This is a genomic window from Bradyrhizobium sp. SZCCHNS3002 (assembly GCF_032377435.1).
Lineage (GTDB): Bacteria > Pseudomonadota > Alphaproteobacteria > Rhizobiales > Xanthobacteraceae > Bradyrhizobium.
This window is the reverse complement of record NZ_JAUHHY010000008.1, coordinates 63,664-87,943: the sequence shown is the minus strand read 5'-3', so window position 1 is coordinate 87,943 and position 24,280 is coordinate 63,664. Positions and strand designations below refer to the sequence as shown.

Annotated in this window: 17 protein-coding genes; 3 read left to right on the top strand and 14 right to left on the bottom strand. The window is 66.9% G+C overall.

Annotated features, from left to right (window positions below):
• Positions 1-42: 42 nt before the first annotated feature.
• The 4 genes from QW845_RS18210 to QW845_RS18195 all read right to left on the bottom strand — a co-directional run bounded on the left by QW845_RS18210 (position 43) and on the right by QW845_RS18195 (position 4,721).
• A complete protein-coding gene (locus QW845_RS18210; protein WP_315802940.1) occupies positions 43-1,005 on the bottom strand; it encodes a TauD/TfdA family dioxygenase in 963 nt (320 codons plus the stop codon).
• An 86-nt stretch (positions 1,006-1,091) separates the two neighbouring features.
• Positions 1,092-1,820, bottom strand: a complete 729-nt coding sequence (locus QW845_RS18205) for a thioesterase II family protein (protein ID WP_315802939.1) — start codon at positions 1,818-1,820, stop codon at positions 1,092-1,094.
• 20 nt (positions 1,821-1,840) lie between these two features.
• Positions 1,841-2,071: an MbtH family protein gene (locus QW845_RS18200; protein WP_315802938.1), complete on the bottom strand. Its 231-nt coding sequence runs from the start codon at positions 2,069-2,071 to the stop codon at positions 1,841-1,843.
• Positions 2,072-2,426: 355 nt separating this feature from the next.
• A complete protein-coding gene (locus QW845_RS18195) occupies positions 2,427-4,721 on the bottom strand; it encodes a TonB-dependent receptor (protein WP_315802937.1) in 2,295 nt (764 codons plus the stop codon).
• A 252-nt stretch (positions 4,722-4,973) separates the two neighbouring features.
• Between QW845_RS18195 and QW845_RS18190 the strand changes: the two genes are divergently transcribed.
• Positions 4,974-5,318: a hypothetical protein gene (locus QW845_RS18190; RefSeq protein WP_315802936.1), complete on the top strand. Its 345-nt coding sequence runs from the start codon at positions 4,974-4,976 to the stop codon at positions 5,316-5,318.
• Between the two features lie 67 nt (positions 5,319-5,385).
• Here the strand turns inward: QW845_RS18190 and QW845_RS18185 are convergent, their stop codons facing one another.
• The 7 genes from QW845_RS18185 to QW845_RS18155 all read right to left on the bottom strand — a co-directional run bounded on the left by QW845_RS18185 (position 5,386) and on the right by QW845_RS18155 (position 13,163).
• Positions 5,386-5,655: a hypothetical protein gene (locus tag QW845_RS18185; protein WP_315802935.1), complete on the bottom strand. Its 270-nt coding sequence runs from the start codon at positions 5,653-5,655 to the stop codon at positions 5,386-5,388.
• Entirely contained in the window at positions 5,652-6,782 is a 1,131-nt protein-coding gene (locus QW845_RS18180; RefSeq protein ID WP_315803161.1) for a PepSY-associated TM helix domain-containing protein, read from the bottom strand. The genes QW845_RS18185 and QW845_RS18180 overlap by 4 nt, the downstream gene beginning before the upstream one ends.
• Positions 6,783-7,128: 346 nt before the next feature.
• On the bottom strand, positions 7,129-8,580 hold the full coding sequence (locus QW845_RS18175) for an aldehyde dehydrogenase (protein ID WP_315802934.1): 1,452 nt from the start codon (positions 8,578-8,580) through the stop codon (positions 7,129-7,131).
• The gene (locus QW845_RS18170) at positions 8,577-9,335 is read right to left on the bottom strand and encodes an ABC transporter ATP-binding protein (protein WP_315802933.1); all 759 of its coding nucleotides are present in this window, start codon (positions 9,333-9,335) and stop codon (positions 8,577-8,579) included. The genes QW845_RS18175 and QW845_RS18170 overlap by 4 nt, the downstream gene beginning before the upstream one ends.
• A complete protein-coding gene (locus QW845_RS18165) occupies positions 9,328-10,995 on the bottom strand; it encodes a branched-chain amino acid ABC transporter ATP-binding protein/permease (RefSeq protein ID WP_315802932.1) in 1,668 nt (555 codons plus the stop codon). The genes QW845_RS18170 and QW845_RS18165 overlap by 8 nt, the downstream gene beginning before the upstream one ends.
• The gene (locus QW845_RS18160; RefSeq protein WP_315752511.1) at positions 10,992-11,867 is read right to left on the bottom strand and encodes a branched-chain amino acid ABC transporter permease; all 876 of its coding nucleotides are present in this window, start codon (positions 11,865-11,867) and stop codon (positions 10,992-10,994) included. The genes QW845_RS18165 and QW845_RS18160 overlap by 4 nt, the downstream gene beginning before the upstream one ends.
• Before the next feature lie 75 nt (positions 11,868-11,942).
• Positions 11,943-13,163 (bottom strand): amino acid ABC transporter substrate-binding protein, encoded by a 1,221-nt coding sequence (locus tag QW845_RS18155; protein WP_315802931.1) that lies wholly within the window; start codon positions 13,161-13,163, stop codon positions 11,943-11,945.
• Positions 13,164-13,382: 219 nt separating this feature from the next.
• On the opposite strand from QW845_RS18155, the gene QW845_RS18150 reads away from it, so the two are divergent.
• Together QW845_RS18150 and QW845_RS18145 are read left to right on the top strand one after the other, a co-directional pair.
• A complete protein-coding gene (locus QW845_RS18150) occupies positions 13,383-14,276 on the top strand; it encodes a helix-turn-helix domain-containing protein (RefSeq protein ID WP_315802930.1) in 894 nt (297 codons plus the stop codon).
• 1,069 nt (positions 14,277-15,345) lie between these two features.
• On the top strand, positions 15,346-18,411 hold the full coding sequence (locus tag QW845_RS18145) for an ATP-binding protein (protein WP_315802929.1): 3,066 nt from the start codon (positions 15,346-15,348) through the stop codon (positions 18,409-18,411).
• A gap of 8 nt (positions 18,412-18,419) precedes the next feature.
• On the opposite strand, the gene QW845_RS18140 is transcribed toward QW845_RS18145, so the two are convergent.
• The 3 genes from QW845_RS18140 to QW845_RS18130 all read right to left on the bottom strand — a co-directional run bounded on the left by QW845_RS18140 (position 18,420) and on the right by QW845_RS18130 (position 24,007).
• The gene (locus QW845_RS18140) at positions 18,420-21,545 is read right to left on the bottom strand and encodes an NAD(P)-binding protein (RefSeq protein ID WP_315802928.1); all 3,126 of its coding nucleotides are present in this window, start codon (positions 21,543-21,545) and stop codon (positions 18,420-18,422) included.
• Positions 21,546-21,905: 360 nt separating this feature from the next.
• Positions 21,906-23,285: an ATP-binding protein gene (locus tag QW845_RS18135; protein WP_315803160.1), complete on the bottom strand. Its 1,380-nt coding sequence runs from the start codon at positions 23,283-23,285 to the stop codon at positions 21,906-21,908.
• Positions 23,285-24,007 carry a response regulator transcription factor gene (locus QW845_RS18130; protein ID WP_315802927.1) on the bottom strand — a complete coding sequence of 241 codons (723 nt, stop codon included), beginning with the start codon at positions 24,005-24,007 and terminating at the stop codon, positions 23,285-23,287. The genes QW845_RS18135 and QW845_RS18130 overlap by 1 nt, the downstream gene beginning before the upstream one ends.
• Between the last annotated feature and the right edge of the window lie 273 nt (positions 24,008-24,280).

Genomic DNA, 24,280 nt, shown 5'->3' with positions numbered 1-24,280 from the left:
CTTGCGGAGGTCCGATAGCGGCTGGTGGTCGATTGCGCGGCTTCAGTTCACGCGATGGGCTTGCGCCATCGCGACGATCACCCTGCGCGGCCCCTTGAACGGCTCGCGCGCGTGCGCCGTCAGCATGTTGTCGAGCATGACGACGTCGCCGGTCTGCCACGGGAAGACGATCTTGTGCCGGTCGAGCACGCGGCGGACCGTGGCCAGCGTCTCATCCTCGATCGGCGCACCATCGCCGTAGAACGCATTGCGCGGCAGCTCGAGCGGATCGCCGACGATGTCGAGAAGACTCTCCCGAACCTCGGGCGCGAGGCTGGAGACGTGGAACAGATGCGCCTGATTGAACCACACCATGTCCCCGGTCACGGGATGCACCGCGGTCCCCTGGCAGACCTGCCGTGTCCGCAATTCGTCGCCATCCTTCCATTCGCAGGCGATGGCATGCGCGGCGCAATAGGCCTCGACCTCGGCCTTCGACTCCGTGCCGAACACCTGCCGCCAGTCGACGTCGAGACCGCTGCCATAGTTGCGGACATACATGACGCCGCGCTCGGCGAAACGGTTGCGGATCGCGGCAGGCATGTCGCGGTGGATGAGCCGGCTGTCGGCGACCGGCGTTTCGCCACCCTGCTGCGCCGCCTGCTCGCAATAGAACCAGATCTTCATCGGCCAGTCGCGCGTATAGGCCTGCTCGTTGTGCAGCGGGATGCTCTGGTGCGGCGGATATTCGGTCGATGTGTAGACGCCGGCGCTGACCTTCGATCGCGGCGTCGAGCCGAATTCGTAGGACAGCAGCGGATGGCCGAAGCTCGCGGCAAAGCTCCTGAACGCCTCGGCGCCATCGAGATGGAAGCCACGGAAGAGAATTCCGCCGCAGGCGTAGAGCTGGCGCTCGATCATGTCGCGGACGTCGCTGACGGCCTCTATCAGCGGCTGCTGCTCGCGGCTGGCCCGCAGAAGGAACGGCAACGAATCTTGCTCTACTTTCGATTGTACTGCGAACATGACCTCTCCCCGTCTCCCGTCGATTTCAGCATCGAAGTCTCATCACCAGCCGGCTCGCCGGCTGGGCCACGCTTTCGGCACGCCGCTCAAGGCCCCGCGCGAGCAACGGCGAGCTCCGGCCGGGCCGCGCGTGCCAGCAATGCGGCAAGGAGATTCAGCAGCTCCGCCTGCCGGCTATGGATGAAGAAATGGTCGCCCGGCAACGTGTCGCGGCCGAACGCGCCGGAGGTCTCGGCCCGCCACGCCTCCAGCGCCTCGGCGCGCGTCTCGTCGAGATCGCCGCCGAACACGTGCAGCGGACAGGGCAACGGCTGGCGCCGCTGATAGACGTAGGTCCCGCACATCAGGAAGTCGGCCCGCAGGATCGGCAGCGCGCTGCGCATGATCTCCATGCTTTCGAACGCCTCCGGCGGTGTGCCGTTCAGCCTGAGAAGCTCGTCGCGCAACGCGTCGTCGCCGAGCGGCTCGCGCCAGCGGCTGCCGTCGCGCACGGCCGGCGCTTCCGTTCCGGACACGAGCAACATCTGCGGCCCCGGCGCACCGCGCGCGAGCAGCCGGTGCGCGAGCTCGAAGGCGAGCAAGCCGCCAAGACTGTGCCCGAACAGAGCGTAGGGCTGCGCCAACGGCGACCCGATCAGTTCGGACGCGAGCTGATCCGCCAGCACGGCCGCATCCGTCTGCAGCGGCTCGTCCATCCGCGCGCCACGTCCGGGAAGCTCCAGCGGCAGGACCTCGATCCAGGACGGAAGACCTCTCCTCCAGCGCGCGTAGACCATGGCGCTGCCGCCGGCATGGGGCAAACAGATCAGCCGCATGGCAGCCATCCTCCCTCGCTTCAGGATTCGGCAGAGGCCTGCGTGTTCTCCTGCATGAATTTCCGCAGCGAGAGCGGCCGCATGTCGGTCCACACCTGTTCGATATGGTCCAGACACTCCTTCTTGTTCCCGGTGACGCCTATGGCCGTCCACCCGTTCGGAATGTCCTTGAATGTCGGCCAGATCGAATATTGCTCTTCGTGATTCACGACGACGGTGAAGGTGACGTCGTCCCTGTCGAAGACCATCATGACCGGCTACTCCCTACTAACAAGCGACGTTGATGAACTACGAGTAATGCAGTTGATAATGACAGTCAAAAGGATACCGCCGATCGAAGTTTTTAATCTCTCCAAGGTGACACGCGGGTGACGACTCAACATCTGGATGCATCGGCTTCAAGTCGGTGATTCCGGCGGCTCTACAGCAATTGCCGTGTAGTTCGGTGTTGCATCACGCTCCATTCGCTTGCCCGCCTTGGCATGCGCGCCACAGACCGCACACTCTCCGTCGAATGGACATGCAACTCTACGCGTCGCTCCAACTAACCAAGCCGCCGCACATCTGCCGTGCGGCGGCCTGGTCGCCCTCATGTACGTCGACGCTTCAGAAGTTGAACGTCGTGGAAACGAGGTAGGTGCGCGGCGCGCCCAGCGTGATCACGCCACTATAGGCGGACGCCCAATAGGTCTTGTCGAACACGTTCTCGACGCTGGCGCGAACGATGATCGGCTTGCCGTTCCACGGCGAGGTGAACTTGTAGCGCGCGCCCAGGTCCACTCGCGTCCAATCTGGCAACGAGAGCGTATTGGTTGCGTTGACATATTGCGCGGCCGTGTAGACGACCCGGCCCGTCAGGGTCAGGTCGCGTGCGAACGGCGTGTCCCATTCGGCGCCGAGATTGACCGTCAGTTCGGGCACACCGATGGCGCGCTTGCCGTCCGTCGTGCCGCCTTGCGTCTTCTCCTGCACGCCGTGGGTGTAGGCCGCGCCTCCGAGCAGGCGCAGCTCCGGCGTGATCTCGCCGAACACGTTGAACTCAGCTCCGGTATTTCGCTGCAAGCCGTTGAGCACCTGGGCGGGCAATGCCACCCCTGCCGTTGCGACGCTGATGATGCTCGGGCGCGAGATGTCGAAGGCGCTGAGCGTCGTCGTGATGCGGCCGAAATCGACCTTGATTCCGGTCTCCACCTGCTTGGTCTGCCCCGGAGGGAACACCGTGCCGACATTGCTGAAATTGCCGGTGACGACGGCCGGGGTCTGCAAACCCTCGATATAGTTGGCGTAGAGCGAGACCTGCTGGACCGGCTTGACGACGAGCGCATAGGCCGGCGTCCAAACCGAGGTGTCCGCGAACGGCCTGCTCGACCCCGGCGCGACGAAATTCGTTATCTCGGTCCCCGCGGTCTGGCGGCGCGCACCGACGGTCAGCTGGATCCTCTTGTCGAGAATGGACATCGTGTCGGAGACGCCGACGCTCCAGAGATTCGCGCCGACGATCTGATTGGCTGCCAGCGTCGACGAGAATCCCGGCAGCGCGATGTTCGAGGGATCACGATAGAGATTCCAAGGCGTCGCCGCCGACAGCGTCCCCGTGACCACACGCTGGGTATAGGTGCGATCGGTGACGGAGTAGCCGACATTGATGGCGTGGTTGACGGGCCCGGTGTCGGCGGTCAGCCGAAGGCCGGCTTCGCCCGCCAACGTCTCATAGGTCTCGCTCCCCGTAAGCGGGGTTCCGGTGAGAACGCCGCTATTGCCGATAACCGGCGACGTATAGCGATAGTTGATGTTGCTGTCGTGATAGCCGAACCCTGCGTAGGCCGTGATGTGATCGCTGAGATCGACCTCGCCCTTGACCGTCGAGAAGAAATCGGTCGGCGCATAATAGGCCCACGGCATCTGGAAGTTGGTGCCGGACGGCGGCGGCGACGCAATGCTGGTCGTGGTCGGGCCGACCGTGAAGAAGCGAAGCGGCGGATTCAGCTTGTCCGCCTGATATCCGATATCGGCGTCGATGCGAACGTTCTCGCCGTGATAGTCGACCGCGAGGTGAGCATTTCCGAACTCGTCGGTCTGGCGGTCCCACGGCGTATTGCCGTTGGAATACTTGCTGTTGAGACGGACGCCCCACTCCTTGTGCTCGCCGTAGCGGCGGCTGACATCGACCTCCTCGCCGAATTGCGATCGCGACGCGAAGGTCGCCGTGAGTTGCGTGATGTCGGTGTCGGGCGCGTGCTTGGTGATGAGATTGACGCTGCCACCGACCGCACCGCCGCTCGAGGCGCCGGTGCCGCCGACCGTCATGCCGTTGAGCAGAGCCGCCGGCCCCTTGAGCAGCTCGACCCGCTCGATGAAATTGGCGCCCGTCGAATAATACGGCGCAATGCCGGCGAGGCCGTTCAAGGCGTAGTCGCCGCTGTCATAGTAGAAGCCGCGGATGAACAGGCTGTCGGCGCCGCCGCCGGCCGCCTGGATCGTCCGCACCGAGGGATCGTTGATCAGCACGTCGCGAATCGTGCGGGCCTGCTGGTTCTGGATGAGCTGCGAGGTGAAGCTCGTCTGGTTGAAGGGCGTGTTCATGACGCCGCGGTTGCCGAGGAGTCCGAGGCCGCCGCCGCTGGCGACCTGGCCGCCGGCATAGGGCGACGGCGGCGCGCCGACTGTTCCCGTCGACGGCGTCACGTAGGCCACCGGGGCGGTCGGCGGCAGGTTGCGCGGGGCGACGCGGCGCCGCTGAGCGGTCCGTGTCGCGGTCGCCTGCGGCCTGGAGGCGGTCTGCCGGACTTTCGGCTTCGGCGCGTCGACGGTCACATCGGGGAGCTTGGTCTGCGCGAAGGCCGGTTGAACACCTCCGACATTCAGCGTGAGCGCCAATGAGCTCACAAGCCCCAACGACATCGTCAATCCAACGTCCTTATCCCAAATGCGACAAACCATCCTGACACCCCGATCATTCCAAGTTCCAACTCGGATCGTCGGTGGTCCTAACACACAGGTATTTGAGGATGGCGTCGCGCGACGTAGAACTCGTCTAACGAGCGACAGTCTCGCCGAATCGGTCAGCTCAACAGATTGCCGCTACTACGAGATTTTTTTCCCGCCGCTTCTTTGAAGCCTTCCAAAGAAGCGCATGTCGCGCGGAAGGCCGACGTGATCGTGTCGGCTGATACAACTCAGGACACCAATCGTCTCGAACTCATCGAAATCATTTCGATCAATCGTACGATGATAACTAATCACATTGCCACTTTTGAATCAATCTTTGCGTTCAAATGCGCCGCATCTCCGCCGCGCCGCGCGCAGATCGGAGAGAGCATCGTGACCGTTGTATCTGTTTGTTTCCGGGGCGGAGAGACGCCGCTCGCGGCGGCGCTCGCTGCGCGAGACCGATCACGCGCCGCCGACGCAGCGTGCGGCCATCGCGATGACGCGGCGCGCGAGAGAAGACGCGTAAGAGAAGAGATGCGCGGGATCGTTGGCCGGCCGAGCGTGTAGTCCCGCGGCCCGGATCGAGGTCAATGATGCGGGGCGTCTTCCGCCGACCGGCGGCGGACGTCAGCGCTCAGAGCGGCCCATCCTGCGTTCCGGCCTGAGCGCCCTGCGTTCCGGCCTTCGCGCCGCGGCTCCGTCTCGTGCCGTAGGCGAGCGACAACAGGATCGGAATCGACAGCCCGAGCCAGCACAGGCCATCCCACAGTCCGTCGCCGAACAGTCCGAAGGCGAGCCCGGCTGCGGCGACGAGGCCGATCAGCAGCGGCGCACGAAACACCTGCCAGGTCGAGAGTTGCGCGACGCGGGAGGACGGCGCCGCCGAGGCAGCGGAGGAGCTCATGTCGACACCACTGCCGGCGCGGCCGATGCCACGACACCTGACGCCTTCCTGCGGAAGCCCCAGCGCTTGGCGGCCCACAGATAGAGTCCACTGCACAGCACGATGATCGTGATCACGTCGAGAGCGGCCCAGATGATCTTCAGCGGCAAGCCGCCGTAGTCACCGAAGTGCAGCGGCCGCGATACCTGCAACGCGGTGAGGTACCAGGCGAGCTCGGGCACGACCATCTTGCTGCTGTCCTGGGCGTCGACCAGGACCGGCTTGAACATGCGCGCGGTGAACGGCGTGCGGCCCTTGGTCCAGATCATCAGGTGCTGCGGGCTGCCGAACCGCGTCGTCGTCGGCAGGATGATGGACGTCACCAGCCGGTCGGGGAATGCGGTGCGGACGGCGCCGACGGCGGCCTCGATCGACTTTGCTTCCGCCAGCGGCTTGCCCTGATAGGGCGCGAGCAGCGCCGGCATGGTCTTTGCGCGCCAGAGGTCGAACAGCGGCACCGCCAGCGTGTTGATGGTGCCGGTCAGACCGACCGCGAGCGCCCAGCTCACCGTAACGATGCCGAGCAGATTGTGCAGGTCGAGCCATTTCAGCCGCGCCGAGCGATCCCGCACCGTGCCGAACTGCAGGCGCCGCATGAAGGGCCAGTAGACGACGACGCCCGAGACGATGGACGCCGCGAACACCAGTCCCATCAGTCCGAGAAAGAGCTCGCCCGGCAGGCCGGTGAACATGTCGCGGTGGATGCGCAGGATCACGTCCATGACGTCCTGATGCGGCGCCTCCTCGCCGAGCACGACGCCGGTGCGCGCATCAACGGTGAGCCGATGAAACTGCCCGGGCACCGGAATGGCGGTCGGCGACATCGCAACCACGATCAGCGGCTCCGCCTGCTTCAGGCTCACGAACAGCGCATGCTGCTGCGGCAACTGCTGCTTGGCCGCCGCGATCAGGCGGTCGAGCGGCAGCAGCGGCGTGTCGGCCGGCACCGCCGGCGCGGCGATCTCGTCCTCGAACAGATGATCGATTTCCTCATGGAAGATCAGCGGAAGCCCGGTCAGGCACAGCATCAGCAGGAAGATCATGCTGATCAGCGACGTCCACGTATGAACCTGAACCCACAGCCGCATGCGCTCGAACCCACCCTTCGTCATCGACGTTGCACGTGTTGAGCCGAACGTCCGGCAAGAGAAGGGCCGCAGCAAACTGAATCGATCTAAAGCCGTTGGAATTTCTTTAAAGTAGCGCGCCTGTCTGCCGCAACCAGCGGAGCTGCAACGTGAATTTCGATCGCACCTCGCACCATCGATGCCCGGCGGGGGCGCGTCTCACCGCCGCGACGTCGCGCGCCGACGTCGCTGCTGCCGATGTCTCGGACACAGTTCGAATCGTTTCCGCGCATGGCCGCGCGGAATGCAACCGGCTCCGGCTGCATCCGACGATGCGCCAGAGCCGGGCCACGGATGAGTTCCCGCCTCAGAATGGGTAGTGCCGCTCGCCGGTCTGCACCGTGATCCAGCGCAGCTCGGTGAACTCGTCGATCGCGGCCTTGCCGCCGAAGCGGCCATAGCCGGAGGCCTTGACGCCGCCGAACGGCATCTGCGGCTCGTCATGCACCGTCGGCGCGTTGACGTGGCAGATGCCGGATTCGATCCGCTTGGCGACAGCGATCGCGCGAGCGATGTCGCGGCCGAACACCGCCGACGACAGGCCATATTCGGTGTCGTTGGCGACGCGCACGGCCTCGTCGACGCCGCTGACGCGCACGACGGTGACGACGGGACCAAAACTCTCCTCGCCATAGATGCGCATCGCCGGCGTGACGTGATCGACGATGGTCGCGGGCATGATCGTGCCGCTGCCGCGGCCGCCGGCCGCCAGCACCGCGCCCTTGGCCACCGCGTCCTCGATCAGGCCGCCGACACGGTCGCAGGCGGCGGCGCTGACCAGCGAGCCCAGCACCACGTCGCCCTTGCGCGGATCTCCGTAAGGCAGGCTGTTGGCCTTGGCGGCGAACTTCGCGACGAATGCATCCGCCACCTTGTCGTCGACCACGATGCGCTCGGTCGACATGCAGATCTGGCCCTGGTTCATGAAGGCGCCGAACGCGGCGGCATTCACCGCGGCGTCGAGATCGGCGTCGTCGAGAATGACCAGCGGCGCCTTGCCGCCGAGCTCGAGCAGCGCGCGCTTCAATTGCCTGGCACAGGCCATGGCGATGAGACGGCCGACGCGGGTCGAGCCGGTGAAGTTGACGCGGCGGATCGCGGGATGGGCGATCAGCGCCTCGACCACGGCCTGCGCATCCTCGGGCGCGTTGGTCACGACATTGACGACGCCGTCGCCGAGACCACCTTCGGCCAGGCACGCGCCGATCAGCCGATGCACGCCCGGGCTCATCTCCGAGGCCTTCAGCACCACGGTGTTGCCGCAGGCGAGCGGCATCGCCACCGAGCGGACACCGAGGATGACCGGCGCATTCCACGGCGCGATGCCGAGCACGACGCCGACCGGCTGGCGATGCGCCAGCGCGATGTTGTCGGGCACGTCGGTCGGAATCACCTCGCCCGCGATCTGCGTCGTCATCGCCGCGGCCTCGCGCAGCATGCCCTCGGCGAGATGCACGTTGAAGCCGGCCCAGCCCGCGGTGGCGCCGGTCTCGGCCATCATCAGCGCGACGAACTCCGGTGCATTGCGCGCCAGCGCATCGGCTGCCGCATTGAGCCGCTTGCGGCGTTCGCCAGGGCCGAGCCGGGACCACGCCGGAAACGCCGCCGCGGCGGCATCGGCGGCGCGCAGCGCGTCGTCGATCGACGCCGCCGCGACGATGGTTGCGATCTCGCCGCTGATCGGATTGAGGCGCTGGAAGGTGCGCTGATTGGCGGCGGACTGATCCTTGCCGCCAATCAGGAGATTGATCGCGTTCATGGAAGACTCCCGGATTCGCTGGAGGTTGCTGGAGATTTCGGCGCGCGCGACTGGCCGAGATAGGCGCGCTGGATGTCGGGATTGTTCTTCATCTCGGACGCCGCGCCTTCGCCGGCATTGCGCCCCTGCTCGATCAGGTAGACGCGGTCGGCGATGTCCAGGCTGGCGCGCGCGTTCTGCTCGACCATCAGGATGCCGACGCCGTCGCCGCGGATCGTCTTGAGCGCCCGGAACACCTCGCGGCTCAAGAGCGGCGACAGTCCGAGCGACGGCTCGTCGAGCAGCAGCAGCTCGGGCCGCGACATCAGCGCGCGGCCGATCGCGACCATCTGCTGCTCGCCGCCGCTCATGGTCCTCACGGCCTGGCTCATGCGCTCGGTAAGGCGCGGAAACAGTTGCAGCACGTGCGCGAGCCGCGCGGCCTCGCCGTCGCGGGCGCGCGCCGGATAGGCGCCGAGCTGGAGGTTCTCGGCGACGGTGAGATCGCCGAAGACGCCGCGGCCTTCCGGCACCAGCGCGATGCCGCGCTCGACGATCAGATGCGGCGCGAGCGAGGCGATGTCCGTCCCGCCGAGCCGGATCACGGCCCCGGGCGACGGCCGGATCAGTCCCGCGATCGCCTTCAGCAGGGTCGACTTGCCGGCGCCATTGGCGCCGAGGATGGCGACGATCTCGCCGCGCGCGACCTCGAGCGCGACGTCGGTGAGCGCCTGGTGCTTGCCATAGGCATGCGACAGCCGCGTGATCTCAAGCATCGGGCTCTCCGAGATAGGCCGTGATCACGGTGGGATCGGCGAGCACCTCGCCCGGCGTGCCGCGCGCGATCACGTTGCCGGCGCTCATCACGACGCAGCGGTCGCACAGCGCGCGGATCGCATCCATCACGTGCTCGACCATCACGATGGTGATGCCGCGGTCGCGCAGGGAGGCGATCAGCCCGATGCCGGTCTCGAGCTCGGTCGGATTGAGCCCGGCCAGCCATTCGTCGAGCAGCACAACACGCGGATGCAACGCCAGCGCGCGGGCGAGCTCCAGCCGCTTCTGGTCGATGTAAGTGAGATCGCCCGCCAGCATCTCCGCCATGCCATCGAGGCCGACCAGGGCGAGCAGCTCATGGATCGATTCCGCGGCCGCACCGGTCTGGCGCGTGCGGAACACCGCCGCCGCCGCGACATTCTCGGCGACCGTCAGGTCCGGCATCACCCGCACCAACTGGAAGGTGCGGGCAAGCCCGAGCCGCGCGATCCGGTGGGCGGCCATGCCGTTGATGACGGTGCCGTCGAAGCGGATGGTGCCGTCCGACGGCACCAGCGCGCCAGAGAGCATGTTGAGCAGCGTCGTCTTGCCGGAGCCGTTGGGACCGATGACGCCGAGGATCTCGCCGGCGCGGACGTCGAGACTGACCTTGTCGACGGCGCGCAGGCCGCCGAAGGATTTGCCGACGGTCTCGGCGATGAGCAGCGTTCCGCCCTGCTCCGGCTTGGCGCCGGCGACCTTGGGCTCGCGCCGCCAGACCCGATCGACCACCCCGATCACGCCCTTCGGGAGCGCCATCACGATGCCGATGAAGACGAGGCCGAGCACGATGCTGAAATGGTTCGGCAGCGCGGCTGTCAGCACCTCGAACAGCAGCACCAGCGGGATGACGCCGAGCACCGGGCCGATCAGCGAGCCGGCGCCGCCGAGCAGCGCCATGATCACGACCTGGAACGAGATCATCGGATTGAAGGCGATCGCCGGATCGATATAGGTCCAGCGCGGCGCCATGATCGCGCCGGTCACCGACATGAACATCGCGCTGAGGATGAAGACCCCGAGCTTCACCGCCGTCGCATCGATGCCGGAATGGCGCGCGGCGGTCTCGTCGGCGCCGATCGCGCGCAGCGCGAGGCCATAGCGCGAGCGCGTCAGCAGAAAGCCCGTGAGGAAGACCAGCGCCGTCAGCGCGCAGAGCTGCCAGTACAGCATCTCCTGGGTGATGTCGCTGAACAAATAGCGGCCGACCGATTTGTGGATGTTGACCTCGTACCAGATCACGAGCTGGCGGATCAGCTCGGCCAGGCCGAACGAGAAGATGATGAAGTAGATGCCGGACAGCCGCAGCGTCGACAGGCCGGTGATGGCCGCGACGACGGCGCCGACACCCGCAGCGGTCATCAGTTGCAGCGGCCAGCTCAGCGTCTCGCCCGTCGCCGCCGCCGTATAGGCGCCGATGCCGAAGAACGCAGCCGTCGCCAGCGAGACGTAGCGGGTCGGTCCGGAAAACATGGCCCAGGCGGTTGCCAGCACGGTGAAATAGAGAATGCTGATGCCGAGCGCGAGATAGTAGCCGTTGGCATAGAGCGGCAGCGTGACCGCTGCGGCAACGCCGACGAGCCCGATGCACCAGGCGAGAATCTTGCCAGGGCTGATCACGACGCCGCCTTTCCGAACAGTCCGGTCGGCCGGATCAGCAGCACGGCGAGAAACATCGCAAACGTCGCGGCCAAGGTCAGCCCGGGATCGACCAGCCGCGCCACCGCGGTCTCGACGACGCCGAGCAGCAGCCCTGCGGCCAGCGCGCCCATGACATTGCCGACGCCCCCCATGATCACGACCACCAGCGCCTTCATCGTGAAGACGACGCCCATCGAGGCGTTGAAGGTGAGGAACATGCTGACGAGCACCCCGCCGGCGGCGACCAGTCCACCACCGAACGCAAACGCCAGTCCTGCGAGCCAAGCGACATCAATGCCGACGAGCCGCGCGGCATTGGCATCGACCGCGACGGCACGCACGGCCGTACCGATCCTCGTCCGCGTCAGCGCGAGATAGACGCCGGTGCCGATCAGCGCGGCGAAACCGAGCGCCACCAGCCGGTTCACCGCGAGCGTCGAGCCGAGCACCGTCACGGGAATGGAGAGATAGCTGTAGCTGTAATACTGCCCGCCAAAAGCGACCAGCATGATGCCCTGGATCACGAACAGCACGCCGAAGGTGACGAGGATGCTGTCGACCTCCTGGGCACCGGCGTCCTTGCCGCGGCGGATCAGGCGCTGCAGCAACAGCCTGTAGAGCAGCCAGTTCAGCAGTCCCGCGGCGGGCATCGCGAGCAGCAGCGCCAGCAGCGGACTCAGTTGCAGGCCGGAATAGAGCGACAGCGTGCCGAACGCGGCCGCGACCAGCGACTCGCCATAGGACAGGTTCATGATGCGCGCCACGCCATATTGCAGCGTCAGGCCGAGCGCGATCAGGGCATACATGCCCCCCAGCACCAGACCGGGCAGCAGGATGTCGAACAGCAGCATGGGATGGTGCCTCTTGCGCGAGGCCCGCGGACGCGCGCATTGACGCGCGTCCGCAAGCTCACGACCTCGTTCCGGCTATTTCCACTCGGGCTTCGGCACGACCGCGGCGCGTGCGCCGGGCAGCGAGGCCGGCGCCAGGGCGTAGAACTCGCCGTTCTGCCACTGGCCGACGCTCCAGACCTCCTGCAGCAGGCCGTCCTTCAGCTTCACCTTGCCGATGATGGTGTCGAAAGAGCCCTCGCGGATCTCCTTGGCGACCGCGGTACGGTCGACCTTGCCGACCTTCTCGATCGCCTGCTGCAGCACCTGCAGGCTGGCATAGGTGATCGGGCTCGCCCAGCGATCCGGCTCCTGCCCGGTCGCCGCCTTGTGGCGGGCGAGATAATCCTTGAGCGCGGGCGCGTCGGCGTTCCAGCCGCCGATGCCCATCACGCCGTCGCTGCCCGCGCCGAACTTGCCCTTGAACAGCGGGAACGCCGTGCCGACGCCGACATAGAAGACCTTCGGATTGTACTTGAGCAGTTGCGCCTGCTCGGTCAGCCCGATCGTATCCGGCGGATAGCTGAAGGCGACGAAGGCATCGGCTTTGCTCGCGATCGCATCCTTGAGCAGCGGCTGCAGATCCTGCGAGCCCATCGGATAGGTCTTGTCGTAGGCGACGGTCAGTCCGGCCTTCTTGAAGGCCTCGCGCCCGGCGGCGGCCAGCTCGATGCCGAACTGATCGGCGACGCTGACCATCGCGACGGTGCCGCCGATCTTGCCCTCGCTCTTCAGCTTGCCGAGCAGCTCGGCGAGCCCGTTGGAGATCTGCGCCGACGTGCCGAGCCAGAAGGTGGCATTGGCCCAGCGCTTGGCGAGCTCTGGCGCCTTGTCGGTCACCGACGTCACCGCGAGATGCGGATAGCCGAGCCGGTTCAAGGTCGGACCGACCGCGAGGTTGAGACCGGTGCCCCAGGGCGGCAGGATGAAGTCGACCTTGTCCTGGTTGGCGAGGCGCTCGATCGCCTTCACCGCCTCTTCCGACGAGCTGCGGTCGTCATATTCGACGATCTCGACCGGCAGCCGCTTGTCGCCGAGCTTGATGCCGCCGGCCGCGTTCACGTCCTTCACCCAGAGCTGATAGTTCGGCAGCGTGGTGATGCCGGCGCCGCCGGCATAGGGGCCGGTCTTCGAGATCGCGTAGCCGATGCGGATCTTGTCCTGTGTCTGGGCCTGCGCGGCCGATACGGCAAAGCCGGCTGCGATCGCCGCCGCTCCCGCGATCCGTAGCACCTGACGACGGTTGGTCGAAGTCATGTCCTTGTCCTCCTCCCATGTTCACGCGCGCGGACCGCGCGGGTGAATCGGTGACGTTCCTCTGCCCCGGCGTCGTCCGCGGTTTTTTGTTTGCGGTCGTCGGGACTTGACGAGGGAAACACCGCAGGCTTGGGTGGCGCAATGGACAGTTTCGGCAAAAGAGTGCACTTTTCTGGGGCGACGACTGCGCGTAATGCCGCGCCTCGGACGCTGCCGCCGGTGGCTCGCGGCACCCCGGCAGCGCTCGGCGCCGAAGCCATTCCCACGCATTTCGAGGCACGGCGCTGGGCCCTGCGCTCGGATGCCGCGCGGCCGTTCGTCCACCTGCTCTGCCTGACCGCCGGAACGGCCTCGGCGCGCTTCGCCGATGACGAAATCCAGACCTGGTCCGGTCCGGCGCTGGTCTGGCTGCCAGCGGGAGAGGCCGAGCATCTCGACGTCGCGGCCGGCTCGGCCGGCCATCTCCTGCGGCTGCGCTCCGGGCTCTGGCACCGCCACCTGCCCTCCTCCGCCGAGCCCGCCTATCTCGACCTCGCAGGCACCGAGGCCGTCCTGGCCTTCTCGGTCACGGCCGAGTTCGCCGCGGTCATCGCGCGCTCGATGGCGGCGATCGCAGCCGAGATCGAAAATCCGTCACGGCGCGGCGCGGCCTCGATCACGTCATCGGAGCTGACCCTGTGCGTGCTGCGCTTCTGGCGGCTGTTTGCCGACGACAGCGCCGGCGAGGCGCAGGGCTCCAGCGCCGAGATCCTGAGCCGCTTTCGCCGGCTCGTCGAGGAACGCTTTCATCAGCAACTGCGGGTCGCCGACTACGCTGCGTTGCTCGGCGTGACGCCGGATCGCCTGCACGCGCTGTGCACCCGGGTGCTGCAGCGGTCACCGAGCGCGCTGATTCAGCAACGCGTCATTCAGGAGGCGGCGACCCGGCTCGAAACCACCACCGCGACGATCAAGCAGATCGCCTTCGCGCTCGGCTTCAAGGACAGCGCCTATTTCAACCGCTTCTTCGTCAGGCACACCGGCCAATCACCGGGCGCGTGGCGCAAGGGCGTTTCGTCGCAGCGGACCAAAGGCCAGTCACGGGCCATCCTTAACTTCGCCGACTGGCCGTGACGGCGAGGCGCAGCCAGCCGTCTCGGTCGTCCTCCTTGTCGGTCCAGGACGACGCGTCAGCGTCGGACCAGCAAATCCCGAGGTTCGGACGGGCGGCGCAATCGTTGGATGCTCGATGCGCCGAGAAACTGATTTCCGCTGCGCGATCAAGCTGATTTGGCCTGTCCAGTCCCCGCGCCGAAAATATTTCTCTTTCGTTTTTCCGAAAATCATGGTTCTATTCCTACATCCCGTCTCGAGCTGAGGGGCGTATCGCGGTCGTCACGACATGCGAGGCGGGGAGCGGTGGGCGTGGTGGATTGCAGCGCGGGTTGCTCGCGCCGACGAACAATTCGCCACGCACGGTCAAGTCGCGCGGTCCTGATATCCCGATGCTGATATCAACTCACGTCGAGGCCCTGGCTTCGCGTGGGGATGGTGGCCAGAAAGCCCGGCGCACCAGGGAGAACGCGAAGCAGCCGTTCAACCATCGCGCAGGGAGGGCCGGGTTTCCGGCTGACCTGTGGTACCTGCCGCCTGCATTTTTTTCGCAGGCGGGCCACGGGCCTCAGTCGAGGTCCGGCCTTCCCTGCGCCCTCACGCTTTCCGAGGGCCTCACGACGCATCACCCGGACGGGCCATCCGCCGCGGGATCGCGCGATCATGCGCGCCTTTCCGCAAGCGAGGCGGCCTGATGCTTCCACATTGATGTCAAATCGTCGCAGGCTTGAACGGTCCCGCCGGCATCGAGGACACCCGAGGGAGCCGTCCGACATCGTTCCCCCCTCCCCGGAGCGACCGCGAGCAATCCGGCACCGTTGCTACTCTGCCACGAATGCGCTATGAGTTGAACATGATCAGCCGGTCCTGGTCGCACTCGAAATGCCAGTACCGCAAACCGATGCTTCGCGCTCGGCGCGCGACGTCGGTCGATACGGGCGCCGCGATCGCGCCCTCATCGCAAGCTCCGCGCTTCGCGCTCATTCGCATTCCGTAGTCGTGTCCGGGAGCCCGAACGCAGATGGATTGTGAAACCTGTGGTCGGCCCAATCCACCGGGCTCGGACGTCTGCGGCGGGTGTGGTGGGGCGTTGCGACAGCCGTCATCCGATACGACGACGAGCTCGCGCCTGCTCGGCATGCATCGGGCCGAGCGGCGGCAGGTCACGGCGCTGATCTGCGATCTCGTCGGCTCCGTCTCGCTCACCGTCAGGCTCGATCCGGAAGATATGACCAGCGTCATCGACGCCTTCCTGACGACCTGCGAAAACGTCATCGGCCACCATGGCGGCGCCATCACGCAATATGCCGGCGACGGCGTGCTCGCCTATTTCGGCTATCCGCGCGCGGGGGAAGACGATGCAGCCACCGCGATCCGCGCCGCCATCGCGCTGCGCGACGCCGTCGGCCGGCTCGAGGCCCCGCATGGACAGAAGCTGCGCCTGCGCATCGGCATCGCCACCGGCCTCGTCGTGGTCAGCGACCTCATGCCCCGCGCCGACGGCCGCCCGGTCGACATCGTCGGCGAGACGCCGAATCTGGCGGCGCGGCTGCAATCGATCGCCGCCCCCGACAGCATCGTCGTGGCCCGGACCACCGAGCGCATCGCGCGCGGCATGTTCGACTTCCGCGATCTCGGCACGTTCGCGCTGAAGGGATTCGCCGCACCGGTCGAGGCGTTCGAGGTGCTGGAGGAAGCCGCCGTCGCGAGCCGTTTCCACGCCCGCATTCGCGGCGAAAGCTCCCCCCTGGTCGGGCGCGACCAGGAGCTGGCGCGTCTGTTCGATTGCTGGGCGGCGGCGCGGTTCGGCAGCGGACAGGTGGTGCTGCTCCATGGCGAGCCGGGCATCGGCAAGTCGCGGCTGGTCGAGGAGCTGCGTCGGCGCGTGGCCGACGTCTCCCAGCTCCAGATGATCTGGCACTGCAGCCCTACCCGTTGTGACAGCGTGCTGTATCCGATCTCGGAGCAGCTCGCGCTCATCGCCGGCTTCGACCGCTCCGACGGCGCAGCGACGCGTCGCGACAAGCTCGATCGCTTCATGAACGCGCACGGCGTCGGCGACGCCACGGCGCGCGCCGTGCTCGCCGATATCCTGGGCGTCGCTCCCGAGCCGGACAGTCCGCTGCAGACGATGACCGTCGAGAAGCGCTCGGAAGTCACGCGGGAGACGCTGCTCCGGCTGATCGACATGATGGTGCCGACCGGGCCCGCGCTGCTGGTGCTGGAAGACGCGCATTGGAGCGACACGACCACGCTCGAGCTGCTCGATCGGGCGATCCGGCGCGCCGCACAACGCCGCTGGCTGATCGTGGTCACGGCCCGGCTCGAATATGAGCCGCCCTGGGCCGCGAGCCCGCAGGTCACGCGGCTCCCGCTTGGGCGATTGAGTCACGGCGACGCCGAGCGGATCTGCAGCCATGTGGCCGCCTCGGCCGCGCTGCCGGCAGCGACGCTGCGCCAGATCGTCAGCCGTGGCGAAGGCATTCCGCTATTCCTGGAAGAGCTGGCGAAGTACGTCGTCGAAGCCTCCGCGGCGCCCGCGCGGGACGGCCATGCGAGCGTGGCCATTCCCGCCTCGCTGCAGGACTCCCTGGTGGCGCGGCTCGACCGATTGGGGCCGGCGCGCCGGATTGCCAATCTCGGTGCCGCCATCGGCCGCCGCTTCAGCTACGATCTGTTGTCGGCCATCGTGGCGGAGCCCGAAGCCAGGCTCGGCGAGAGCCTGGATCAGCTCGTCAAGTCCGGCCTCGTGGAGAGCAGCGGCGCGCCGCCCGACGGCCTCTACACGTTCAAGCACGCGTTGATCCGCGACGCCGCCTACGAGTCCCTGCTCCGGCGCGAACGCCAGACATTGCATGGCAGGATCGCCGCGGTGCTGCGCGATCGCTTTCCCGAGACGCGGGACACCGAGCCGGAGTTGCTGGCCTACCATTTCACCGAGAGCGGCGCGATCGCCGAAGCGATCCCGCTATGGGCGGCCGCGGGCCGGCGCGCCGCCTCGCGCGCCGCGCATGTCGAAGCGGCGCGACATCTGCAAACGGCGCTCGACCTGCTGCGTCATCAATCCGCCGACGGCGAGCGCGCCGACTTGGAGCTCGAGCTCCTGATCGGGCTTGCCGTCAGCCTCGCCGCCTCGCGCGGCTACACCGTCCCCGAGGTCGGCAAGGCGCTGTCCGAGGCACGGGCGATCTGCGACGCGCTCGGCAACACCGCCGGCCTGTTCGCCGTGCTGCGCGGCATCTGCAGTTTCCTGATCATCGCGGGCGATCTCGATGGTGCCGAGGAGATGGCGCATCTGTGCCTGGGAATCGGCGAGCAGACCGGCCTTCCCGAGCATCGCATCGAGAGCGGCGTTGCGTTGGGCTACATTCTCTTCGCCAGAGGCGACCTCCCCGCCGCGCGCCGGCTGCTGGCCGCCGCGGTGCAGCTCTATCAGGCGTCGGACGGCGCGCGGCTGCCGCAACTGTCCTCGCAGGATCCGCTGGTCGCCGCCCAGGCCTCGCTGCTGCAGGTGCTGCATGCGATGGGCGACGACGCTGGTGCGGCCGCGGTCGCCAGCGATCTCATCGCGCATGCGCGCCGGCTCGGACGTCCGTTCGACCTCGCCTGGGCGCTGTCGTGGCTCGCCTTCTATCAGCTCGCACGCGGCGACTACGAGGATGTCCTCCTCGCCACCGAGGAAGCCCTGACCATCTGCCGCGACCATGGCTATCCGCTCTATCAGCTGGTGGCGGGCAGCCTGCAGGCGCACGCCCGCGGCCATCTCGGCAGGAATCCAGACGAGGCGCTGGCGGCGGCGTGCGAGGCGCTGCCGGCGTTCCAGACGCTCGGCATGATGCATTTCTCCTGCTTCTATCTCGGCGAGGTCGCCGGCCTGCAACTGATCGTCGGCAACACGGCCGAGGCGATGCAGACGATCGATGCGGCGATCGACGCCGCGCGGCGCTATGGCGACGGCTATTTCCTGTCGCCGCTGCATCGGCGGCGCGCCGAGATCCTGGCCGCCGTTCCGGATCATGCGCCGGGCCAGGTGACGGCCGCGCTGCGCGAGGCCGTCACGGTGGCCGAGGCGCAGGGCGCGGCGGCGTTCCTGCGCCGGGCGGCGGCGCGGCTCGCCGCCGTCGATGATGACGCGCCGAGGCGACAATCGGCGTGACGACCTGTTCAGGCCATGGGGGTGGCCGTCGCGACGGTGAAGTCGATCTCGGCCCAGATGCGCGTGGTCGCGGTCAGGACGAGCTTGCCGTCGACGGGCGTGCCGAGCCCGAGGTCGCGAATGAACGGCAGGCTGTCGAGCGCGCTCATCTCGATCGTCCAGTTGCCCGATTGCAGTTGCCAGCTGCGCAGCGCCGTCAGGTCAAGCGCGCCGTTCAACAGCGTCTTGTAGCTCGCCGCGGTGAGACTGTCCGCCGACCGCGCCTGCTTGAGATAGAACACGGGAATCGGCAGGCCCCAGACGCCGCCCAGGAACGACGCCATGCCGGGCCCGGTCGTCACCTGCTTCAGCCGCTCGTCGTCGGCTCCGGCACAGAGCCGCCGGAACGCATCCGCCGGCGAGGCCACCGCGGTCGCGGTCGGGGGCGATCCGTCCGTGCCTTCGATTCGGATGACGCGCTGCTGGCAGGCATGGGCATCCGGCCCGTAGCAGGCAATCGCCAGCCCCGAGACGTCGAACGGGTCGTTCGATGGCGCGCTGGCCGGCTGGACGATGGTCGCGTGATATTTGGGAAAGCCCCAGACCTCCTGCCCCGCAACCACCGACCAGGCATTGTCGACGAACAGATAGGCAGGCACGAAGCCGATCGATTTCGGCAGCAGGGCACCCCGCTCATAGCTGCCGACCAGGAGCCACAGCCCGATATCGGTCTCGGACATCGTCCCCTGCTCCGCGAATGGCGGCGTCGCGGCCTGGCTCTTGCGCACCTGGATGACGTTGACGAACGCCATGTCCAGCATCACGCGGAACTGGTCGCGGCCCGCGACGCGGTTGAAGGAGCGGTCGAGGAATCGCTGGCAGGCACCGAGGTCGGCCGGCACGGCGAAGCCGTAGAAGGTCGAGTCGTTGCAGAGATAGGGCGCCGGCGGAAGCGTGATCCATCCGGCGTAGTCGACATAGGCGTTGGTGATGTACGGCTCAGGGCTGGTGGAGACGATCGGAATGTAGACGCCCGACAGCGCCGACGCCGCGGCAAGGCCGGACATCGCCGCGACCTCCACGCATCCGGCGTTGATCTCAGGCACACGGGTCCAGTCGCCGGCGAGGAAGAGATTGTCGTAGCCGGACTTGCCGGGCTCCATCCGGTGCCGCAGCGTGCCCGGCAGGCTCAGCACATAGCGTTCGCTCGGATTGATGTTGGCGCGCCAGAACTGGAAATCGAGCCGCGCCGATCCGCTGATGTCGCTCGGCGCGTGCAGCAGATCCCAGCGGAACGTGCTGCCGCTGCCGATGTTCGTCCACAACGTATCGAGCCAGGACGTCATCCAGTCCTTCGATGCGTTTTTCACATAGTCCGCCGCCAATTCCTCATTGTCCGGCGCGCTCTTGTCGCTCATGATGGCACAATAATAGGCGATCGAGCGCGGCCCCGGCGCCGGCCAGTCCTCGGCCGGCAGCAATTGCGACATGTCGGAATAGGTGTCCAGCGGCGGCTTGCAGGTGGTGACGATCGGCCCCATCGTCTCCAGCGACGGTCCAGGCGCCACATAGGGGCCGCCGAGATCCCCGACCGGGCAGTCGAGCCAGAGCTGCAGCGCCATGGTGCGCACGGTTGGGAGATTGCCGACCATGTCGGCCCAGGCCGGCTTCTGCTGCACCAAGGGCCGGCAGATCTCATCGAGTGCGCCGACCGCGATGCCCAGCACCACCTGGTCGAAATCCTGGCCGAGCTGCAGGCTGAGCCGCGCCGCCGGAGGCGGCTGCGGCGGGTTGGGAGGACCATAGGCGTTCTCGAAATTATAGCCCTTCAGCGCGTAGTACTCACCGTTCTCGATCTCCTTCCATTTGGGCTCGGACGGCCAGCACCAGTAGTTCTTCACCAGGACCAGCGGATCATATTTGCCATCGACGAACTCGACCTGCTTGTCGATGTTGATGATCGCGATGTTGCTACCGTCCTCGGTCGGCTCGAGGCTCGTGACCTTGTGGAAGAACTTGAAGTTCACGCCGCGCCGCGCCAGCAGCTGGTAGATCGGGGTGCAGATCGTGTCCCCCATGCCGACGACGGACTTATAGAAGAACGCCCCCTTGTAGGTGAAGAACAGCCGCAGCAGTCCCTGAACGGCCGAGCAGGCCGACACCTGCTGCTCCGACGGCTCGCGGGAGCCGCTGCGAAAGGCGAAGATGTATTCATAGAGCGCGGTCACGATGGCGTTGTTGGCAGCCTCTTCATCCTGCTGCGCCAGAAAGCTGCGGAATTCGAACCTGTCGAGAACCTCCAGCCCATCCGTCAGGCAGTCGTTCTCGATGATGCCGAGCAGCATGCAGATGCCGAGATTGGCGAGGATCAACAGCCGGCGCAGGCCTTCCTTGAGGCCATCGATCTTCTGGTGCTCCTTGACGATGCCGCGGAACGCATGGAGAAGCGCCGCCATGTCGCCCTGGGCATCGCGGCGGATCGCTTCGACGTCACTGTGCAGCTTTTCGCCGACGCGGTGAGCCAGCAGCAGCAGCGGATGGCCCTTGCCATTGGACGGGACCGCCGCCAGCCGGGCCTGCCGCTCGGCGGGCATGGCGGCGATCGCCTTCGTCAGTTCGGCATTCAGGTCACCCGGCCAATCCTCGAGATAGTAGTTCAGGTTGAAGATGATGCTGGCGATGGTCCGCAGCAGCAGGGTCGAGAGCGGTGGCACGATGTTGTCGGCGGGCGCCCACAGGCTATCCCGGCCGGGATAGACCGATTCGTCGACATCCGGCTGAAACCAGAATGGCCAGGGCAGCCATTGGCCGTCGGTATACTCGGCGTAGAAGATCTCGTTCTGCCGCTTGAAGGCATCATCGATCGTCCTGATCGGGTCGCTCGGCGGTGCATCCAGTGCCTTCAGCGCGGCACGCAGGATGGTGAAGGCGTTCTCGTAGAAGCCGGCCCAGATATGCAGCCCATGCTCCTCGATGCGCTGTCCCTGCTTGGCGTTGCGTCCGCTGGCGGTCTTGCCTCCGAGACGCCAGCCGAGCTGATACAAGGTGATCTCGTAGAGCTCGCCGCGCGGATCGATCTCGCTCAAGGCAAAGGCCGCACTCAACGCGCCGATGCCGCCGCCCAATATCGCCACGCGGGTCTTTCTTGCTGCCATGTCGATGATCCTGCCCTGACCTCGGACGTTCTCGCCCGGGCGAGCCGGAACGACGTCGTCCATCGGCGCACGAGTCCGCGGTCCGCGCGGCCCGTGCGGTTGAATGACATTCGGTACGATGGGTTTACAAAATCGGCGCCGCGCCCAGTTCAATCCGCGTGGCGATGCAATGAGGATGCATCGAATACCTATCACAATCTCCACGCGATCATCAAGCGGGCGCATCGTCGACGTCGCGTAAGGCGAAGACCAAGCCGCCGCGTCCTTCCCGCCCGCTACGTCGTTATCTCAACTTTTGCGGGAAGAACGGCGAATTGCCACCGCTTGAAGACGGCGCTCCGATCACCACGCTGCCATCGATCACGTCAGATCGGAATGCACATCGCCGGGCCCGTCGAGAAACAGCGGCAGCCGCACGACGATGCGGGCGCCGCGCGGCGCGTCAGTGATCTCGATGCTGCCACGATGCGCCTCCACCAGCGTCCGCACCACCGCCAGTCCGAGCCCGGCTCCTCCGGTGCCACGATTGCGCGACGTGTCCAGGCGCGTGAACGGCTCAAGCATGGCCTTGCGCTGGTCGCCGGGAATCCCGGGCCCTTCGTCATCGACCGTCAGCACGGCGTGCTCCGGCTGGCGTTGCAGCGAGACATGCGCAGCCTCGCCATATTTGAGCGCGTTGTCGATGATGTTGGCGACGATCCGGCGCAGCGCGACGCGGTCACCGAGCATCAGCAGCTCGCGTCCATCGCCCGCATGGTCGAGACGCACCCGCGCCCGGTGCGCACGGCGATCATCGACCTCGGCCCGCACCAGCTCGTCGAAGGCGATGAGCTCCTGCGGCAGCTCGCCGGCCCCCGCCCGGCTCGCGAGCAGCGCGTCGTCGAGCAGACGGATCATGTCGGAGATATCGACCACGGCGCGCTGCCGCTCGGCGTCGTCCGGGATCTGGTCGATACGCAGCCGCAGCCGCGTGGCGAAGGTGCGGACGTCGTGAGCAATGCCGCCGACCAGCGCCATGCGCGCCTGCATCAGATCGGCGAGCCGGTCCTGCAGCCGCCCGAACGCCGTGACCACGGCGCGCACCTCGGGCGCGTTGCGGCGGACGTCGGGCAGTGGCACCGCCGCTCCGCCGAGGTCGACCCGGTCGACGGCGGCGGCAAGGCGCGCCAGCGGCCGGGTCTCGCGCTGCATGATGAGAAGCGCGAACAGCGCGACCACCGTTCCGAACAGGCCCGCGCCGAGTCCGATCGGCAACCCCTGCTGGGTCAACACCAGCGACGAGCGCGAATCCACGACGAGCACGTCGCCGCCGTTCAGGCCGATGCGGAACTCCAGGGCATTCTGCGGCGCCCGCGAGAGCCGCGGAAACCACCGCCCCTCCGGCTCCGACACGGAGGTGATGGCCAGCGGGCGCGCACCGAGCGCCTCGGCATAGGCCTCGCGCAATCCGGACCGGACCGGCGCGGGCTCCGTCCGCAGAAGCCGGGCCGCCGCGTCGGCCCCGACCAGCCGGACCTCGAAGCGGTCGGAGGACACGGCATCGACGACCCGGCCCCGCTCCGTCCGGGGCGTTCGCTCGATCAGCTCGGCGAGCGCGGCCAGCCGCATCGGCAGCGGCGTCGCGCCTTCGAGCTCCGCGGTACGGGCGCGGTAGAACCGCGCCAGGGTGACGATCCAGATCGCCAACAGGCCGATGATGACGATGAGGCCGATACGCATCGCAAGCGTCAGCCGCATCATCACGCCACCGGCCTCACCGTCGCCGTGAACAGGTATCCGCCGTTGCGGACGGTGGTGATCAGGTTCGTTCCCGGGCTTGCGGCCTCGAGCTTGCGCCGCAACCGCGAGATCAGCATGTCGACGGTGCGGTCGAACGGGTCGGCGGAGCGGCCGCGCGTCCAGTCCAGGATCTGGTCGCGGCTCAGCACCCGCCGCGGCCGCTGCACGAAGCAGGCGAGCAGGTCGAACTCCGCCGAGGTCAGCTGGATCGGCGCGCCCTGCGCATCCGGGATCTCGATGCTGCGGGCATCAACGTCGAGCACGAAGCGGTCGAAACCGAAACGCCGGCTCGCGTCTCGCGGCGGGCTCGCCTGGGTACGCCGCAACAGCGCGCGCACGCGGGCCAGAAGCTCGCGTGGCCCGAAAGGCTTGACCATATAGTCATCGGCGCCGAGCTCCAGCCCGACCACGCGGTCGATCTCGTCGCTCTTGGCCGACAGCATCAGGATGGGAATGTCGTCGCTCGCCCGCAGCCGGCGGCAGATCGAAAGCCCGTCCTCTCCCGGCAGCATCAGGTCGAGAATGATGAGATCGGGGCGCAGCCGCCGCAGCACGGCATCCATCGCCGCCGCCGTGGCGGCGACCTCGATCTCGAACCCTTCCCGGCGCATGAAATCACTCACGAGCCGGCTGATCTCCGGGTCGTCCTCCACCATCAAAAGCGTGGCCGCAGGCATGCTCATCGCCAGGACTGATGCCCAAAACCGGTGGCTTGGCAATGGTCCGGCGACGGCCGTTACACACCGTTACGCCACGGCCAAATACCGAGACGCAGGCGAGCGGGACGCCGGTATCCGCCGGCCGGAGAAGCCCTTGCTGGCGCGCGGGCGCGCTCCACACCGGCGATATTTAATTCGAAAGGCCACTTGCTGAGCAAAACCTTATTTAATATAAATTAAATCAAGCGGCAGTCCCAGATCATTTAATGGCTCCGAATATATAAATTCTCGTTCTCG

What these genes read in the sequence shown, in the direction of transcription:
- QW845_RS18160 (WP_315752511.1), bottom strand. Translation starts at nt 11,867, where the DNA reads ATGCTGCTGTTCGACATCCTGCTGCCCGGTCTGGTGCTGGGGGGCATG.
- QW845_RS18140 (WP_315802928.1), bottom strand. Translation starts at nt 21,545, where the DNA reads ATGGCAGCAAGAAAGACCCGCGTGGCGATATTGGGCGGCGGCATCGGC.
- QW845_RS18130 (WP_315802927.1), bottom strand. Translation starts at nt 24,007, where the DNA reads ATGAGCATGCCTGCGGCCACGCTTTTGATGGTGGAGGACGACCCGGAG.
- QW845_RS18200 (WP_315802938.1), bottom strand. Translation starts at nt 2,071, where the DNA reads ATGATGGTCTTCGACAGGGACGACGTCACCTTCACCGTCGTCGTGAAT.
- QW845_RS18135 (WP_315803160.1), bottom strand. Translation starts at nt 23,285, where the DNA reads ATGATGCGGCTGACGCTTGCGATGCGTATCGGCCTCATCGTCATCATC.
- QW845_RS18175 (WP_315802934.1), bottom strand. Translation starts at nt 8,580, where the DNA reads ATGAACGCGATCAATCTCCTGATTGGCGGCAAGGATCAGTCCGCCGCC.
- QW845_RS18185 (WP_315802935.1), bottom strand. Translation starts at nt 5,655, where the DNA reads ATGAGCTCCTCCGCTGCCTCGGCGGCGCCGTCCTCCCGCGTCGCGCAA.
- QW845_RS18205 (WP_315802939.1), bottom strand. Translation starts at nt 1,820, where the DNA reads ATGCGGCTGATCTGTTTGCCCCATGCCGGCGGCAGCGCCATGGTCTAC.
- QW845_RS18180 (WP_315803161.1), bottom strand. Translation starts at nt 6,782, where the DNA reads ATGCGGCTGTGGGTTCAGGTTCATACGTGGACGTCGCTGATCAGCATG.
- QW845_RS18210 (WP_315802940.1), bottom strand. Translation starts at nt 1,005, where the DNA reads ATGTTCGCAGTACAATCGAAAGTAGAGCAAGATTCGTTGCCGTTCCTT.
- QW845_RS18170 (WP_315802933.1), bottom strand. Translation starts at nt 9,335, where the DNA reads ATGCTTGAGATCACGCGGCTGTCGCATGCCTATGGCAAGCACCAGGCG.
- QW845_RS18155 (WP_315802931.1), bottom strand. Translation starts at nt 13,163, where the DNA reads ATGACTTCGACCAACCGTCGTCAGGTGCTACGGATCGCGGGAGCGGCG.
- QW845_RS18195 (WP_315802937.1), bottom strand. Translation starts at nt 4,721, where the DNA reads ATGTCGTTGGGGCTTGTGAGCTCATTGGCGCTCACGCTGAATGTCGGA.